Raw genomic sequence first — 14,423 nt, 5'->3', positions numbered from 1 at the left:
GACCGGAAAAAGGAACGAGGCGGGGACCGCCGCGTCAGAGAAACCGATGTCGACCTGACCGAGCGCGAGCTTGCTCCGTCCGAAGCGCGCACAAGCCCACAGCGCAGCGATCAGCATATGGGACCGAGACCGCGTGGTCAATCGGTACGCCCGGCGCCTCCGGCCCGGCGCCCGCGGTGGGCTCAGTAGATCCGCCCGTTCCCGCGCAGTCGCTTGGCCAGCCGGTCCTCCTCCGACCGCGGGAAGGTGATCGTGTTCGGATCACCGTCCGAGGTGTACCGCGTCGCCGGGTTCTTCTCCAGCTCCTCGAGCCAGGCGGTGGAGCAGAACCGCGTGCAGTCATTCTCCTTGATCTTGCCCTCCGAGCGTACACGGGCGATGGCCAGCCGGTCGAAGTCCTCGGCGTAGGGCGATTCTGAGGGTTTCCATCCCGCCAGGAAGACGCCCTGGAAGGAGTAGGAGCCGTCCTTCTTCTCCGCCCACGACCGCTTGTCGGGCTCGGACCCGAAGGGGTAGGCCAGCGTCGTGGTGTTCCGCCCGGTCAAGGAGACGATCTTGGCCTCGATGTCGCCGATCTCCTTCTGCACGTCCTTCTTGGACAGCTGGGAGAGGTCCTTGTGGGTCAGCGTGTGGTTGCCGAGCTCGAACCCGTTCTGCTGCAGCCACCGCAGCCCCGCGGCCTCCTGCCCGGCGAGGCCGAACAGCTCCTTGTTCAGGTAGAACGTCGCGGTGGGCCGGAACCCCGGGTACTGTCGGGCGACGTCCTGGAGGATCCCCACCGCCGTGTCGGGCTTGGGCCGCCCCTGCGGGTCGAGCGCGAACTGCTCGGGCGTGCTGTCGTCGAAGGTCAGCACGACGGGGTGCTTGCCCGCGGGCACGTTGATCCGGCCGCTGACGAACTCGCCGGCGGTGATCGGCACGTACCCGCCCGTGGCCAGCCGCACCAGCTCCTCGCGGAACTCCTTGATCGTGCGGTCCAGGGTCAGGGTGGGCTTGGCGACGATCCGGTGGTACATGAGCACCGGGACCTGGCCGAGCTCGTTGGCGCTGGCGGCCGCGGCGGCGGGCGTCGCCGGGCCGACCGTGCCGACGGCCGAAGCCGCGGCGGTGGGGCGCGGCCCGGGCTGCGACGCGCCGGGCCGCTCGCCCGGGCGCGCCTTGCCGGCCGGGCCCACCGGCACCGGTTCCCTGTCTCCCGCGCGGGCCGCGCCGGCGCTCGGCGCACCCGGCCGTTCGTCCGGCAGCCAGAGCCCGAGGGCCACGGCGACGACCACGACAGCTGCGGCGATCTTGTGTAGGAGTGGCACGGGTCTCCCGTCGATCAGCGCCAACAGAGCCGAAACGGCGCACGGCGCCCCGGAACCAAGCGGACAGGACTCGCCGTACCCGGACATGATCTCCCACAACCCGGTATCGCGCCCACTGAAACCGCCCGATGACCATGATCAATCCACGCCTTGACCGAGCGGCCCGCGTGGCGGCTGGCCCCCTGGCCGCGAACACCTCTCACGACCATCGCGGAAGCCGTCTCGGCGGCCCGGGGACGAACCCCAACAAGCCTTGCATCACGCTCTGCCCGAGCACCCGCGGGCGCGGATCAGTGGGCGGCGTCCTGCCAGGTCTGGCCGGTGCCCATGGACACCTCCAGGGGGGCGCGGAGCTCGTAGGCGCCGGCCATCTGCTCGCGGATCAGGGACTCCAGCGTGCCCTGCTCGCCCGCGGCGACCTCGAACACCAGCTCGTCGTGCACCTGCAGGAGCATGCGGGAGCGCAGGCCGTGCTCGCGCAGGGCGCGGTCGACGTTGAGGCTGGCGACCTTGACGATGTCGGCGGCCGAACCCTGGACGGGGGCGTTCAGCGCCATCCGCTCGGCCATCTCGCGGCGCTGGCGGTTGTCGGAGTTGAGGTCGGGCAGGTAGCGGCGGCGGCCGAGGATGGTCTCGGTGTAGCCGTCCTGGCGGGCCTTGGCGACGACGTCGCGCAGGTAGTCGCGGACGCCGCCGAACTGCTGGAAGTACTCCTCCATCAGGCCGCGCGCCTCGTCGGGCGAGATGCGCAGCTGCTGGGAGAGCCCGTAGGCCGACAGGCCGTAGGCGAGGCCGTAGTTCATCGCCTTGATCCGGGCGCGCAGCTCGGGGTCGATCTGCTCGGGCGGCAGGCCGAACACGCGGGAGGCGGTGATGGTGTGGAAGTCGGCCTTGGCCCGGAACGCCTCCAGGAGGGCCTCGTCCTCCGACAGGTGCGCCATGATCCGCAGCTCGATCTGGCTGTAGTCGGCGGTGAGCAGCGACTCGTAGCCGGGGCCGACCACGAACCCCTCGCGGATCTGGCGGCCCTCGGCGGTGCGGATCGGGATGTTCTGCAGGTTGGGGTCGGTGGACGACAGCCGGCCGGTCGCGGCGACCATCTGGTTGAACGTGGTGTGGATGCGCCCGGCGTCGTCGGCCATCGGGATCAGCGAGGCCACGATGCTCTTGAGCTTGGACACCTCGCGCCAGCGCAGGATGTGGTCGAGGACGGGGTGCGGGTCCTTGGCGGCCAGGTTGGTGAGGGCCTCGGAGTCGGTGGTGTAGCCGGTCTTGGTGCGCTTGGTCTTGGGCAGCCCGAGCTCGTCGAACAGCACCTGCTGGACCTGCTTGGGAGAGCCCAGGTTGAACTCGCGCCCGACGGCCGCGTGGGCGAGCTGCTCCTGCTCCTTCTCCTGGCCGGCCAGGGTCGCCTCCAGCGAGGCCAGCCGCTCGGCGTCGACGGCGATCCCGGCGCGCTCCATGTCGGCCAGGACGCCCACCAGCGGCAGCTCGACCTCGCGCAGCAGCCGGGTGGCGCCGCGCTTCTCCAGGTCCTGGTCGAGGATGTCGGCCAGCTCGGCGACGGCGCGGGCGCGCACGGCCAGGTCGTCGGCGGCCTCCTCCTCGCCGGACCCGTCGATGGTGAGCTGGCCGGAGTCGTCGGCCTCGGCGCGCAGCTCGCGGTGCAGGTAGCGCAGGACGAGGTCGGCCAGGTCGAAGGTGCGCTGGCCGGGCAGGGCGAGGTAGGCGGCCAGCGCGGTGTCGCTGGTCAGGCCGCGCAGCTCCATGCCGCGGGCGGCCAGCGCCAGGATCGGCCCCTTGGCCTCGTGCAGCGCCTTGGGCAGGGACTCGTCGGCCAGCCAGGCGGCCAGGGCCCGCTCGTCGTCCTCGTTCAGCGCGGCCGGGTCGAGGTGGACGGCGGGCGTGCCGGACTCCCCGGGCCGCGTGGAGGCGAGCGCGATGGCGGTGACCTCGCCGGTGCCGCGCCCCCAGGAGCCGGTGAGGGCCACGCCGGTGCGGTGCCCGGGCCCGGTGTTGTCGTCCAGCCAGGAGGCCAGGGCGCCGGGCTCCAGCCGCTGCCGGTCGACCTCGAAGCCCTCGTCGGCCTCCGGCTCGGCGGGCGACAGCGTGGCGTACAGCCGCTCGCGCAGCACCCGGAACTGCAGCGAGTCGAACAGGGTGTGGATCTCTTCGCGGTCCCACTGGCCCATCGACAGCTGCGGCGGCGCCAGCTCCAGCCCGACCTCGCAGTCGAGCTTGTTGATCTGGTGGTTGCGCAGCACCTGGCCGAGGTGCTCGCGCAGGTTGTCGCCGGCCTTGCCCTTGATCTCCTCGACCTGCTCGACCAGCGCGTCGAGGCCGTCGTACTTGGTGAGCCACTTGGCGGCGGTCTTGGGGCCGACGCCGGGCACCCCGGGCAGGTTGTCGCTGGTCTCCCCCACCAGCGCCGCCAGCTCGCGGTAGCGCTCGGGCGGCACCCCGTACTTGGCCTGGACGGCGGCCGGGTCCATCCGGGCCAGCTCGGAGACGCCGCGGACCGGGTAGAGGATGGTGACGTCGTCGTTGACCAGCTGGAAGGCGTCCCGGTCGCCGGTCACGATCAGGGTCTTCATACCGGCCTCTGTGGCCTGGACCGACAGCGTGGCGATGATGTCGTCGGCCTCGAAGCCGGCCACCGACAGCCGCGGGACGCGCAGCGCGTCGAGCACCTCGAAGATCAGGCTGACCTGGCTGCGGAACTCGTCGGGCGTCTTCTGCCGGCCGGCCTTGTACTCGACGTACTGCTCGTGCCGGAAGGTGGGCTCGGAGCGGTCGAAGGCCACCGCGATATGGGTGGGCTCCTCGTCGCGCAGCACGTTGATCAGCATCGAGGTGAAGCCGTACACCGCGTTGGTGGGCTGGCCGTCGGTGGTGCTGAAGTTCTCCACGGGCAGCGCGAAGAACGCGCGGTAGGCCAGCGAGTGGCCGTCGAGCAGGAGAAGCCGGTCATTCTTGTCAGGGGTCGTTGCTGTGGTCGCCACACCAGGACTCTAGTCTGCGCGTACGACAGTTCGAGGGAGGCTTGATGACCGAGGAGCAGCGGGATCTCGCCGCGGTGGTGGAGAGCGCCGGCGGCGGGGCGTACGGCGATCTGGCGGAGGCGATGGGGATCGAGTACCTGGAGGCCTCGCCGGAGCGGGTGGTCGGCCGGATGCCGGTCAAGGGCAACACCCAGCCGTACGGGCTGCTGCACGGCGGGGCGTCCTGCGTGCTCGCCGAGTCCCTGGGGTCGGTCGGCTCGGCGCTGCACGCCGGGCCGGAACGGATCGCGATGGGCATCGAGATCAGCGCCACCCACCACCGCGCGGCCGAGGCGGGCTGGGTCACCGGGGTCGCCACCCGGGCGCACGGCGGGCGGACGCTCGCCACCTACGACGTCGTGATCAGCGATGACCGGGACCGCCGGGTCTGCACGGCCAGGATCACCTGCATGCTCCGCGACAAGCCCTCGACGGCCTGACCAGGAGCGTTCCAGGATTTTGGTGGGGTTTGCACCGAATATCGGACTTTCTTTGCGTCGGACGGCGAACGGTCGGTAACGTGCCTGGGAACGGCCCGGGATCACCGAGTAGACAACGTGCGTGTCCGGGGAAGGTTCGCGCGGCCCCAAAGGTGGTCCTGGGCCTCTGTACGTCCGCGTATCCGCCTGCCCGGGTGCCCGGATCCGGTCACGCCGTTCACCGGCGCGGCGGACCGCCTTACGTTCGGGCCATGAGACCGGCGATCGCACGCCTCAGGGCCGGCTGCGCCGCCGCGGCGCTGGCGGCGGCCGCGCTGCCGGCCTGCTCCGCCTCCGAGCCCGACCCCGCGCCCGTCTACGCCGTACCGCCCGAACGCGTTCGCGACGGCGAACAGGCCATCCGCGGCCGGACGGGCCGCAGCGCCGACCTGGAGTTCACCGTCCTCGGCTACCGGGACGGCATCCGCGAGATCCTCGGCACCCACGCCGACAGACGTTCCAAGGGCAGGTACGTCCGGGTACGGCTGCTGGCCGTCAACCGGGGCCGCGACATCCAGGTCTTCGACACCTGGAAGCAGGTGCTCCTCACCACCGACGGCCGCGCGCACGTCCCCGACATGAGCGCCACCATGATCAAGCGGCAGCCGGAACGGCTGTCGGTGGGCGCCGCGATGCGCGCCGAGTTCGACCTCTGGTACGACGTCCCCGGGAACACCCCGGTAAAGGGCGTGCGCCTGTTCGGCTCGCCCCCGGTCGGCGCGGTCTCCGACCCGCCCGGCGCCGAGATCGAGCTCCCCTAGACGGACTCCCCGTGGGAGCCGCACCGGGCCGGGGCCCGTGCCGGACGGCGACGCGCGTCCGGCACGGGCCCGCTCAGCGGGACGCGTCGTCGTCCACGCCCGCCGCCGCCTCGCCCAGGTCGCCGCCCAGGTAGGCCGCGCGGACCTCCGGATCGTCCAGCAGCTCGGCCGCCGGCGCCGCCTTGACCACCCGCCCGGTCTCGAGAACGTACGCCCGATGCGCGATCTGCAACGCCTGCTGCGCGTTCTGCTCCACCAGCAGCACCGTGGTGCCGCGCCGGTTGATCTCCTGGATGATCGAGAAGATCTGCTGCACCAGCTTGGGCGCCAGACCCATCGACGGCTCGTCCAGCAGCAGCACCTTGGGCTTGGCCATCAGGGCCCGCCCGATCGCCAGCATCTGCTGCTCGCCGCCCGACATCGTGCCGCCCGCCTGGCCCTTGCGCTCACCTAGGCGCGGGAACAGCTCGTAGGCCTCCTTGAGCTCGGCGCTGAAGTCCCCCTTCCGGGCATAGGCGCCCATGAGGAGGTTCTCCTCCACCGACATGCCGGGGAAGATCCCCCGGCCCTCGGGCGCCTGGCCGATCCCCGCGAGCACGCGCTTGTGGCCGGGGGTCCGGCTGATGTCCGCGCCGTCGAACACGATCGAACCCGACGACAGCGGCCGCAGCCCCGAGATCGTCTTGAGCGTGGTCGTCTTCCCCGCACCGTTGGCGCCGATCAGCGTGACGATCTCACCGGCGCCGACCTCGACCGAGACGCCCTTGAGCGCCGCGATCTTGCCGTAGTGGACGTGGATGTCCCTGATCTCAAGAAGCATCGGCCGGAGCCCCCAGGTACGCCTCGATGACCCGCGGGTCGTTCTGCACGTCGGCCGGCCGGCCCTCGGCGATCTTCTGCCCGAAGTCCAGCACCGCGATCCGGTCGCTGATCCCCATCACCAGGCCCATGTCGTGCTCGATCAGCAGCACGGTCCGGCCCGAGTCGCGGATCTTGCGGATGAGCTCCTGCAACGCGATCTTCTCCGCGGGGTTCATGCCCGCCGCGGGCTCGTCGAGCAGCAGCAGCCGCGGATCGGTGGCCAGCGCCCGGGCGATCTCCAGCCGCCGCTGGTCGCCGTACGGCAGGTTCTTGGCCGCCTCCTCCACCCGGTGCGGGATGCCCACGAACTCCAGCAGCTCACGGGCCTTCTCCCTGCCCTCGCGCTCCTCCTTGCGATGCCAGGGCAGGCCCAGGCCCGCCCCGACGAAGCCCGTGCGGTGGTGCGCGTCGGCTCCCACCAGCACGTTCTCCAGCGCCGTCATGTTCTGGAACAGCCGCACGTTCTGGAACGTGCGGGCCACGCCGAGCTTGGTCACCGCGAATCGCTTCTTGCCGTCGATGCGCCTGCCGCCGAAGACGACCTGCCCCTCGGTGGGACGGTAGACGCCGGTGGTCACGTTGAACACCGTGGTCTTGCCCGCCCCGTTGGGGCCGATAAGCGCGAAGATCTCGCCCTGGCCGATCGTCAACTCGACCTGGTTCAGCGCCACGACGCCGCCGAAGCGCATCGTCACCTTGCGCAGGTCGAGCACCGGCTCACCCGCCACGCCCTCGGCGCCCGTCTCCCGGGCGGTCCCGCCGCCGGCGGCCGGGGCCGCGGCGGCCTTCTCCGTGCCGGCCTTCTCCGTGCCGGCCTTCTCCGTGCCGGCCTTCTCCGTGCCGGTCGCGTCCGCGGCGGTCGCGTCCGCGGCGGTCGCGTCCGCGGCGGTCGCGTCCGCGGCGGTCTCGTCCGGCTCCGCCTCCGGCCTCTCGTCCGCGCTCACTTGCCCACCTCCGTGGCCGAACCGGCCGCGCCGCCACCGGTCCCGCCGGGACCGGCCACCTCGGCTCCCATACTGCCCATTCCTCCGGTGCCCTCGGCCAGCTCCGCCTTGCGCTGCCGCGACGGCCACAGCCCCTCCGGACGGACCGCCATCATGATCACCAGCGCGGCGCCGAACAGCAGCATCCGGTAGTCCTCCGACAGCCGCAGCCGCTCGGGCAGCCAGGCCAGCACGAACGCGCCCAGGATCACGCCCGGCATGTTGCCCGAACCGCCCAGCACCACCGACGCCAGGATCAGCGCCGACACCAGGAACACGAAGTTCTCCGGATTGATCGAGGTCTGCTTGGCCGCGAACACCACGCCGCCGCTGCCGCCGATCGCCGCGCCGATCGCGAACGCGGCCAGCTTGAACCGGAACGTCGGCACGCCCATCAACTCGGCGGCGTCCTCGTCCTCCCGGATCGCCGCCCACGACCGGCCCACCCGGCTGTGCTCCAGCCGCTTCACGAAGACGATCGTGACCACGATGAAGAACACCAGCAGGTAGTAGTACGGCCGCGAGTCCAGGAACCCGTACTTCAACGGCTGCACGCCGAGGATCTCGAACTCCGACAGCGACGGCGGACGCGGGATCCCCTGGATGCCCCGGGGCCCGTTGACGTAGTCGCTGTTGTTCACGGTCTTCTTGACGATCTCACCGAAACCCAGCGTCACGATCGCCAGGTAGTCGCCGCGCAGCCGCAGCGTCGGCCCGCCCAGGATCACCCCGGACAGCGCCGACAGCAGGATCGCGAGGACCAGCACCTCCCAGAAGCTCCAGCCGTACTTGGTGCCGAAGATGCCGATCGTGTACCCGCCGACCGCGTAGAACGCCACGTAGCCCAGGTCCAGCAGGCCCGCCATGCCGACGACCACGTTCAGGCCCAGCGCCAGCAGGATGTAGATCCCGATCTGGTCGCTCAGCATGCTCGACCAGTCCGCGCCCGACGGCGCCATGAACGAGCCGATCGACTCGCTCGGCAGGAGCAGCGCGCCGACGATCAGCAGCGCGTACACCAGCCACCGAACCGGACCGGGCGCCACCGCCCACCGGTCCCGGACCGTGTCCAGCGCCGTCCCGAGGCCGCCGCCGAGGGCGCCCTTGCCATCATTCTTCTTGAGGTTCATGCGCGCGCCTGCTGGAGAGACTCACCGAGGATTCCGGTGGGACGGAACATGAGAACCAGGATCAGCACGGAGAACGCGACGACGTCCCGCCACTGCGAACCGAAGATGCTCGAGCCGTACATCTCGAACAGCCCGAGGGCGAACCCGCCGACCAGCGCCCCGCGGATGTTGCCGATCCCGCCGAGCACCGCCGCCGTGAACGCCTTGATGCCGAGCAGGAAGCCCGCGAAGTACCACGCCTGCTCGAAACGCAGGAAGTACAGCGCCGCCGCCACACCGGCCATCGCGCCGCCGACCAGGAACGTCGCCGACACCACCCGGTCGATGTTGACGCCCATCAGCACCGCGGTCTCGGGGTCCTGCGCGGTCGAGCGGATCCCGCGGCCGAGCTTGGTCCGGTTCACGAACTGGTCCAGCGCGACCATCATCAGCACCGCGCCGAGGAACACGATCAACTTGTCGTTGCTGATCACGATCGGCCCGATGTCGATGACGTCGGTGCGCTGCACGAAGTGCTCGTCCACCGGCAGCTTGCCCTGCGCCTCGGACTTGCCGAACACCCTCGGGATGATCACCGTGGCGAACAGCTGCTGCAGGAAGATCGAGGCGCCGATCGCCGAGATCAGCGCCGCCAGCCGGGAGGCGCCCTTCTTGCGCAGCGGACGGTAGGCCACCATCTCCAGCAACATCGCGCTGCCGCCGGAGACCGCGGCGGCCACCACCGCCATCACCACCACCACACCGATGAGGGCGAACCCGCCCACGCTGGACACGCCCATCAGCTGGACGGTGCCCAGGGCCGCGAACGTCCCCACCATCCAGATCTCTGCGTGGGCGAAGTTGATGAGCCGCAGCACGCCGTAGACCATCGTGTAGCCGAGCGCCACCAGGGCGTAGATCGCCCCGAGCGCCAGGCCGTCGATGGTGTACGGCCAGAAAGTACTAATGAAGTCGTCGAACACCTTTGGTCGCCTTTGTGAAAAGGAGCGGGAGCGCACCCGGCGCTCCCGCTCCCGCGCCTACAGGGCGCCTCGTGGAGGCGCGCGATGGTCGAGAAGGCGAGACCGTCCCCTACTCGACCTTGGCCTCCTTGGTGTTGCCGAGCAGCGGCAGCTTGTTGTCCTTCACCTGGTACACGTAGATGTCCTGGGAGGCGAGCTCGCCGTTGGGGGCGAACTTGATCGGCTTGCCGACGCCCTCGAAGCTGACCGAGGAGAGGAACTGGTTGATCTTCTCCGGCTCGGTGTTGCCGGCCTTGACCGCCTCGATGAACGCGCTGGCCGCGTCGAAGCCCTCACCGGAGTAGATCGCCACCGGGGTGTTGAACTTGGCCTGGTAGTCGGCGGCGAACTTCTTCGCCTTGGCGTTGGTCGTGCCCGACTCGTCGATCAGGCAGCCGCAGCTGAGCATCGCGCCCTGCGCGTTCTGCTGGCCCGCGCCCTCGATCAGGCCGGTCGCCAGGGAGCCGTCGCCCGACATCAGCTTGGCCTTGACGCCCGCCTCGCGCAGCTGCTTGAACAGCCGGCCCGCGACCGAGTAGTAGCCGCCGTAGTAGACCACGTCCGGGTTGAACTGCTTGATCTTGTTGACGGTGGAGGAGTAGTCGGTGGCCTTGTCGTCCACCGGGTCGGTCTGGACCTGGGCGCCCTTAGCCGTCACCGCCTTGCCGATGCTGTCGGCCAGGCCCTTGCCGTAGTCCTGGTTGTCGTGGACCGTGTAGACCTTCTTGGCCTTCAGCTGGTTCATGATGAACTCGCCGGCGCCGGCGCTCTGCACGGCGTCGTCCGCCACCACGCGGTGCCAGAACTTCCAGTTCTTCTCCGCGAGCGTGATCTGGGTCGCCGACGGCGACACGCTCGGGACCTTGGCCTCCTCCAGGATGGGGCCGGTGCTCTGCGACTCGCCGGAGAACGCCGGGCCGATCAGGCCCGCGATCTTGTCGTTCTTGATCGCGCCCTGCACCAGGGTGGTCGCCTGCTCCGGCTTGCCCTGGCTGTCATAGGTCTTCAGCTTGATCTTGACCTTGGGGTTGGTCGCGTTGTACTGGTCGATCGCCAGCTGAGCGCCGTTCTTGGGCGGGATCACCAGGCCGGAGTTCTCACCGGTGAGGTCACCCATCATCCCGATCGTGACCTCGTTGCCACTACCCGAGCCGTCGTCGCCACTGCCGCACGCGGCGGCGCCGAGCGTCAGCATCGCGCTCACCGCCACCGCACCGGTAAGCCTCATCATGTTGCGCCGCAAGGTGCCCAACCTTTCCATCCGGATCCGGGAGGGGATCGGGTACGAGTCATGCCCCGACGCCCGGTGTCTCTTCTGGAGAAACCGGTCAGTCAGGGAGCAGGTCTGTCGTACACCGTCAGGCCGTCCGAGATCAGCACCCCCGGGCAGAAGGGTTACTCGTTCGTTACGGCTCCGTGCTCATCGAATCCGGTCCCGGCCAGGGACGATCACGGAGGGTGAACACTCCTGCCGAGAAGGCGACCGGCGCGCCCGGGCGTCCACGGACCCCCCTGCGGGCGGCGCGACGCGGTCACGGCCCGATCACAGCACGGTCCCGTTATCACCAGAGAACGGCACTTTCGCGGCCAGGTCAGGACGGAGCGGACCCTTCACCGCCCGGCTTGCCGAGCGCGCCCGCCACGACCGCGTCGGCGACCGCGCGCATCGTCAGCCGGCGGTCCATCGACGTCTTCTGGATCCACCGGAACGCCTCCGGCTCGCTCCAACCGTTGGCCTGCTGCAGCAGCCCCTTGGCGCGGTCCACGACCTTGCGCGTCTCCAGCCGGTCCTGGAGGTCGGCGACCTCGGCCTCCAGCGCGCGCAGCTCGGTGTAACGGCTGACCGCCATCTCGATCGCGGGCGCCAGGTCGGTCTTGCTGAACGGCTTGACGAGGTAGGCCATGGCCCCGGCCTCGGTGGCCCGCTGGACGAGCTCGCGCTGGGAGAACGCGGTGAGGATGACCACGGGCGCGATCCGCTCGGCGGAGATCCGCTCGGCCGCCGAGATGCCGTCCAGGATGGGCATCTTGACGTCCAGGATGACCAGATCGGGTCGCTGCTCGGCGGCCAGCCGGACGGCGGCCTCCCCGTCCCCGGCCTCGCCGACGACGTCGTAGCCGTCCTCCTGCAGCATCTCCTTGAGATCCAGCCGGATCAGGGCCTCGTCTTCTGCGATCACAACTCGCCGAGCGCTCTCCGTCACGCCCACGAGACTACCGGGACCCGCTACCCTGGTCTCGGTCAGGTCCACCGCTGAAAATCGATGGACGCTTCACGGCCGGGATGTACGATTCATCCCAAGTTAGATACCCAGCCCCGGTACCCCAATAGGCAGTAGGGAGCGGTCTCAAACACCGTAAAGTGTGGGTTCGAGTCCCACCCGGGGCACAAGGCGACCCCGCCCCCACTGGGCGGCGATTTTGTCATCCCCCGCTGCAACACTCTGCGCATGTACGACATCACGATGCGCAACCGCGTTCTGGTCATGCTCGACCAAGGGCTCACCCTCAGCGAGGTGAGCCGCCGAACCGGTGTCTCCCGCTACGCGATCCGCGAATGGCGGTTGAGGGTCGAGCAAGGCCGTGACCTCTATGTGGGTGGCCCCAGAGATTGCCCTCGCTGCGCCGAACTACCACGTCCGCCCGACCCACCCGGCGCATACTCCCACCTTCTGGGCCTCTACCTCGGCGACGGCTGCATCAGCCCTGTCGGCGATCCCGCGAAGAGTGTGTGGGCCCTCCGGGTGATCTGCGCGAACGCCTGGCCCGGCTTGATGCAAGAATGCGCGGACTCAATCCGCGCGGTACGCCCCGAAAACAAGATCCGCTTCATCCCCCGCGAAGGATGTACCGAGGTCAACAGCCACTCCAAGCACTGGACGTGCCTGTTTCCGCAGCATGGGCCCGGCATGAAGCACACGCGGAAGATCGAGCTGGCGGGTTGGCAGCAAGAGATCGTCGATGAGTTCAGCGAAGAGTTCGTCCGCGGCCTGCTCCACTCGGACGGCTGGCGCGGGACGAATCGGGTGCGGCGCAAGCTCAAGGACGGGGATCACTGGTACGAGTACCCCCGTTACAACTTCACCAATGTGTCGTCCGACATCCAGCGGCTCTTCACCGACGCTCTTGACCGCCTCGGCATCCCCTGGACGCAGATGAACCGCAAGAACATCTCCATCGCCAAGCGCGACGCGGTCGCTCGGCTGGACGAGTTCGTCGGCCCGAAGCACTGACCGGGAGGAGCGCCCGACCGAAGTGTGCGGACGATGCCCCGAGTCCGCGTGGCATCGGGGACGTCCATCGTGGCAGTTTTCTACCGCAACGGAGCGCCTCCTCTGGGGCGGCCGAGGCCGTCCCGGAGGAGGGTGCGGTCAGGAGGTGGCGGCGGCCTGGGCTATGGCGTCGCCGATCCGGTGGACGCGCAGGGCGTTGGTGGAGCCCGGGGTTCCGGGCGGGGAGCCCGCGACGATCACGACCTTGTCGCCCTTCTGGCAGCGTCCCGACTCCAGCAGGCCCTGCTCGACCTGGCGGACCATCTCGTCGGTGTGGTTGGCGAACGGGACGATGTGCGTCTCCACGCCCCACACGTGGGCGAGCCGGCCCCGGACGGCGGGGACGGAGGTGAAGGCCAGCAGCGGGATCGGGGAGCGGTAGCGGGACAGGCGGCGCGCGGTCTCGCCGGACATGGTGAAGGCGACCAGGGCCTCGGCCTCGATGATGGCGCCGACCTCGGCGGCGGCGCGGGCGATGGCGCCGCCGACGGTCTCGGGCATGCGGTCGAGGGTGTGGGTGGCCTGCAGGGCGGCCTTCTCGGCGGTGGAGACGATGCGGCTCATGGTCTGCACCGACTCGATCGGGTACTGGCCGACGCTGGTCTCGCCGGAGAGCATGACGGCGTCGGCGCCCTCGAAGACGGCGTTGGCGACGTCGGAGGTCTCGGCGCGGGTGGGACGGGGCGCGGAGATCATGGATTCGAGCATCTGGGTGGCGACGATGACCGGGCGGGCCTTCTCGCGGCAGAGCTCGATGGCGCGCTTCTGGACGATCGGGACCTGCTCGAGGGGCAGTTCGACGCCGAGGTCGCCGCGGGCGACCATGATGCCGTCGAAGGCGGCGACGATCTCGGGCAGGAGGTCGACGGCCTGCGGCTTCTCGATCTTGCCGATCAGCGGGACGCGGACGCCCTCCTCCTCCATGATCTGGTAGCAGATGTCGGCGTCGGCGGGGGTGCGGACGAAGGAGAGCGCGACCATGTCGACGCCGAGGCGCAGCGCCCAGCGCAGGTCGGCCTCGTCCTTGTCGGTGAGGGCGGGGACGCTGACCGGGACGCCGGGGAGGTTGAGCCCCTTGTTGTCGGAGACCATGCCGCCGACCTCGACGGTGGTGCGGACGCGGGGGCCGTCGACCTCCAGGACGCGCAGGGCGACGCGGCCGTCGTCGATGAGGACGGTGTCGCCGGCGCCGACGTCGCCGGGGAGGCCCTCGTAGGTGGTGGAGACCTCCTTGCGGGTGCCGGGGACGTCCTCGGTGGTGATGGTGAACTCGTCGCCGAGGGTGAGCCGTACCGGCCCGTCCGGGAACCGCCCGATGCGGATCTTGGGGCCCTGGAGGTCGGCGAGGATGCCGACGCCGCGGCCGGTGGCGGTGGAGGCGGCCCGGATCCGGTGGTAGACCTCTTCGTGGCCGGCGTGCTCACCATGGCTCATGTTGAGCCGGGCGACGTCGACGCCGGACTCGACGAGGGCGTGGATCCGCTCGTCGCTGGAGCAGGCGGGGCCGATGGTGCTGACGATCTTCGCTCGACGGGTCACGCGCACAACGCTACTTAGTTACCTGCCAGTACGGATATTCATGCAGGAT

General features: G+C 69.9%; 12 protein-coding genes and 1 tRNA gene. 4 read left to right on the top strand and 9 right to left on the bottom strand.

Annotated features, from left to right (window positions below; all coding sequences use genetic code 11):
- Nucleotides 1-182: 182 nt before the first annotated feature.
- Together ABD340_RS07965 and polA are read right to left on the bottom strand one after the other, a co-directional pair.
- Nucleotides 183-1,307 (bottom strand): polysaccharide deacetylase family protein, encoded by a 1,125-nt coding sequence (locus tag ABD340_RS07965; protein WP_344587940.1) that lies wholly within the window; start codon nt 1,305-1,307, stop codon nt 183-185.
- Between the two features lie 290 nt (nt 1,308-1,597).
- Nucleotides 1,598-4,309 carry a DNA polymerase I gene (gene polA, locus ABD340_RS07960; RefSeq protein ID WP_344587939.1) on the bottom strand — a complete coding sequence of 904 codons (2,712 nt, stop codon included), beginning with the start codon at nt 4,307-4,309 and terminating at the stop codon, nt 1,598-1,600.
- A gap of 44 nt (nt 4,310-4,353) precedes the next feature.
- On the opposite strand from polA, the gene ABD340_RS07955 reads away from it, so the two are divergent.
- Together ABD340_RS07955 and ABD340_RS07950 are read left to right on the top strand one after the other, a co-directional pair.
- A complete protein-coding gene (locus ABD340_RS07955; RefSeq protein WP_344587938.1) occupies nt 4,354-4,788 on the top strand; it encodes a PaaI family thioesterase in 435 nt (144 codons plus the stop codon).
- 251 nt (nt 4,789-5,039) lie between these two features.
- Entirely contained in the window at nt 5,040-5,588 is a 549-nt protein-coding gene (locus ABD340_RS07950; RefSeq protein ID WP_344587937.1) for a DUF4352 domain-containing protein, read from the top strand.
- Between the two features lie 73 nt (nt 5,589-5,661).
- Here the strand turns inward: ABD340_RS07950 and ABD340_RS07945 are convergent, their stop codons facing one another.
- The 6 genes from ABD340_RS07945 to ABD340_RS07920 all read right to left on the bottom strand — a co-directional run bounded on the left by ABD340_RS07945 (nt 5,662) and on the right by ABD340_RS07920 (nt 11,773).
- Nucleotides 5,662-6,408 (bottom strand): ABC transporter ATP-binding protein, encoded by a 747-nt coding sequence (locus ABD340_RS07945; protein ID WP_344587936.1) that lies wholly within the window; start codon nt 6,406-6,408, stop codon nt 5,662-5,664.
- Nucleotides 6,398-7,138 carry an ABC transporter ATP-binding protein gene (locus tag ABD340_RS07940; protein WP_344588091.1) on the bottom strand — a complete coding sequence of 247 codons (741 nt, stop codon included), beginning with the start codon at nt 7,136-7,138 and terminating at the stop codon, nt 6,398-6,400. The genes ABD340_RS07945 and ABD340_RS07940 overlap by 11 nt, the downstream gene beginning before the upstream one ends.
- 251 nt (nt 7,139-7,389) lie before the next feature.
- Nucleotides 7,390-8,562, bottom strand: coding sequence for a branched-chain amino acid ABC transporter permease (locus tag ABD340_RS07935; protein ID WP_344587935.1), 1,173 nt, complete (start codon nt 8,560-8,562; stop codon nt 7,390-7,392).
- On the bottom strand, nt 8,559-9,524 hold the full coding sequence (locus ABD340_RS07930) for a branched-chain amino acid ABC transporter permease (protein ID WP_344587934.1): 966 nt from the start codon (nt 9,522-9,524) through the stop codon (nt 8,559-8,561). Before ABD340_RS07930 ends, ABD340_RS07935 begins: the two co-directional genes overlap by 4 nt.
- 109 nt (nt 9,525-9,633) lie before the next feature.
- Nucleotides 9,634-10,806: a branched-chain amino acid ABC transporter substrate-binding protein gene (locus tag ABD340_RS07925; protein ID WP_344587933.1), complete on the bottom strand. Its 1,173-nt coding sequence runs from the start codon at nt 10,804-10,806 to the stop codon at nt 9,634-9,636.
- 349 nt (nt 10,807-11,155) lie between these two features.
- Complete coding sequence (locus ABD340_RS07920) at nt 11,156-11,773, bottom strand: ANTAR domain-containing response regulator (RefSeq protein ID WP_344587932.1); 618 nt, start codon at nt 11,771-11,773, stop codon at nt 11,156-11,158.
- A gap of 104 nt (nt 11,774-11,877) precedes the next feature.
- Here ABD340_RS07920 and ABD340_RS07915 point away from each other — a divergent pair.
- Together ABD340_RS07915 and ABD340_RS07910 are read left to right on the top strand one after the other, a co-directional pair.
- A tRNA-Leu gene (locus ABD340_RS07915) sits at nt 11,878-11,952 on the top strand.
- A 61-nt stretch (nt 11,953-12,013) separates the two neighbouring features.
- The gene (locus ABD340_RS07910) at nt 12,014-12,796 is read left to right on the top strand and encodes a helix-turn-helix domain-containing protein (RefSeq protein ID WP_344587931.1); all 783 of its coding nucleotides are present in this window, start codon (nt 12,014-12,016) and stop codon (nt 12,794-12,796) included.
- Between the two features lie 138 nt (nt 12,797-12,934).
- On the opposite strand, the gene pyk is transcribed toward ABD340_RS07910, so the two are convergent.
- Complete coding sequence (gene pyk / locus ABD340_RS07905) at nt 12,935-14,374, bottom strand: pyruvate kinase (protein WP_344587930.1); 1,440 nt, start codon at nt 14,372-14,374, stop codon at nt 12,935-12,937.
- Nucleotides 14,375-14,423: the final 49 nt, after the last annotated feature.

Source organism: Actinomadura vinacea (assembly GCF_039532545.1).
Classification (GTDB): domain Bacteria; phylum Actinomycetota; class Actinomycetes; order Streptosporangiales; family Streptosporangiaceae; genus Spirillospora; species Spirillospora vinacea.
This window is presented reverse-complemented; position numbering and strand designations above follow the sequence as displayed.

What these genes read in the sequence shown, in the direction of transcription:
- ABD340_RS07955 (WP_344587938.1), top strand. Translation starts at nt 4,354, where the DNA reads ATGACCGAGGAGCAGCGGGATCTCGCCGCGGTGGTGGAGAGCGCCGGC.
- ABD340_RS07950 (WP_344587937.1), top strand. Translation starts at nt 5,040, where the DNA reads ATGAGACCGGCGATCGCACGCCTCAGGGCCGGCTGCGCCGCCGCGGCG.
- ABD340_RS07945 (WP_344587936.1), bottom strand. Translation starts at nt 6,408, where the DNA reads ATGCTTCTTGAGATCAGGGACATCCACGTCCACTACGGCAAGATCGCG.
- ABD340_RS07940 (WP_344588091.1), bottom strand. Translation starts at nt 7,138, where the DNA reads ATGCGCTTCGGCGGCGTCGTGGCGCTGAACCAGGTCGAGTTGACGATC.
- ABD340_RS07935 (WP_344587935.1), bottom strand. Translation starts at nt 8,562, where the DNA reads ATGAACCTCAAGAAGAATGATGGCAAGGGCGCCCTCGGCGGCGGCCTC.
- ABD340_RS07910 (WP_344587931.1), top strand. Translation starts at nt 12,014, where the DNA reads ATGTACGACATCACGATGCGCAACCGCGTTCTGGTCATGCTCGACCAA.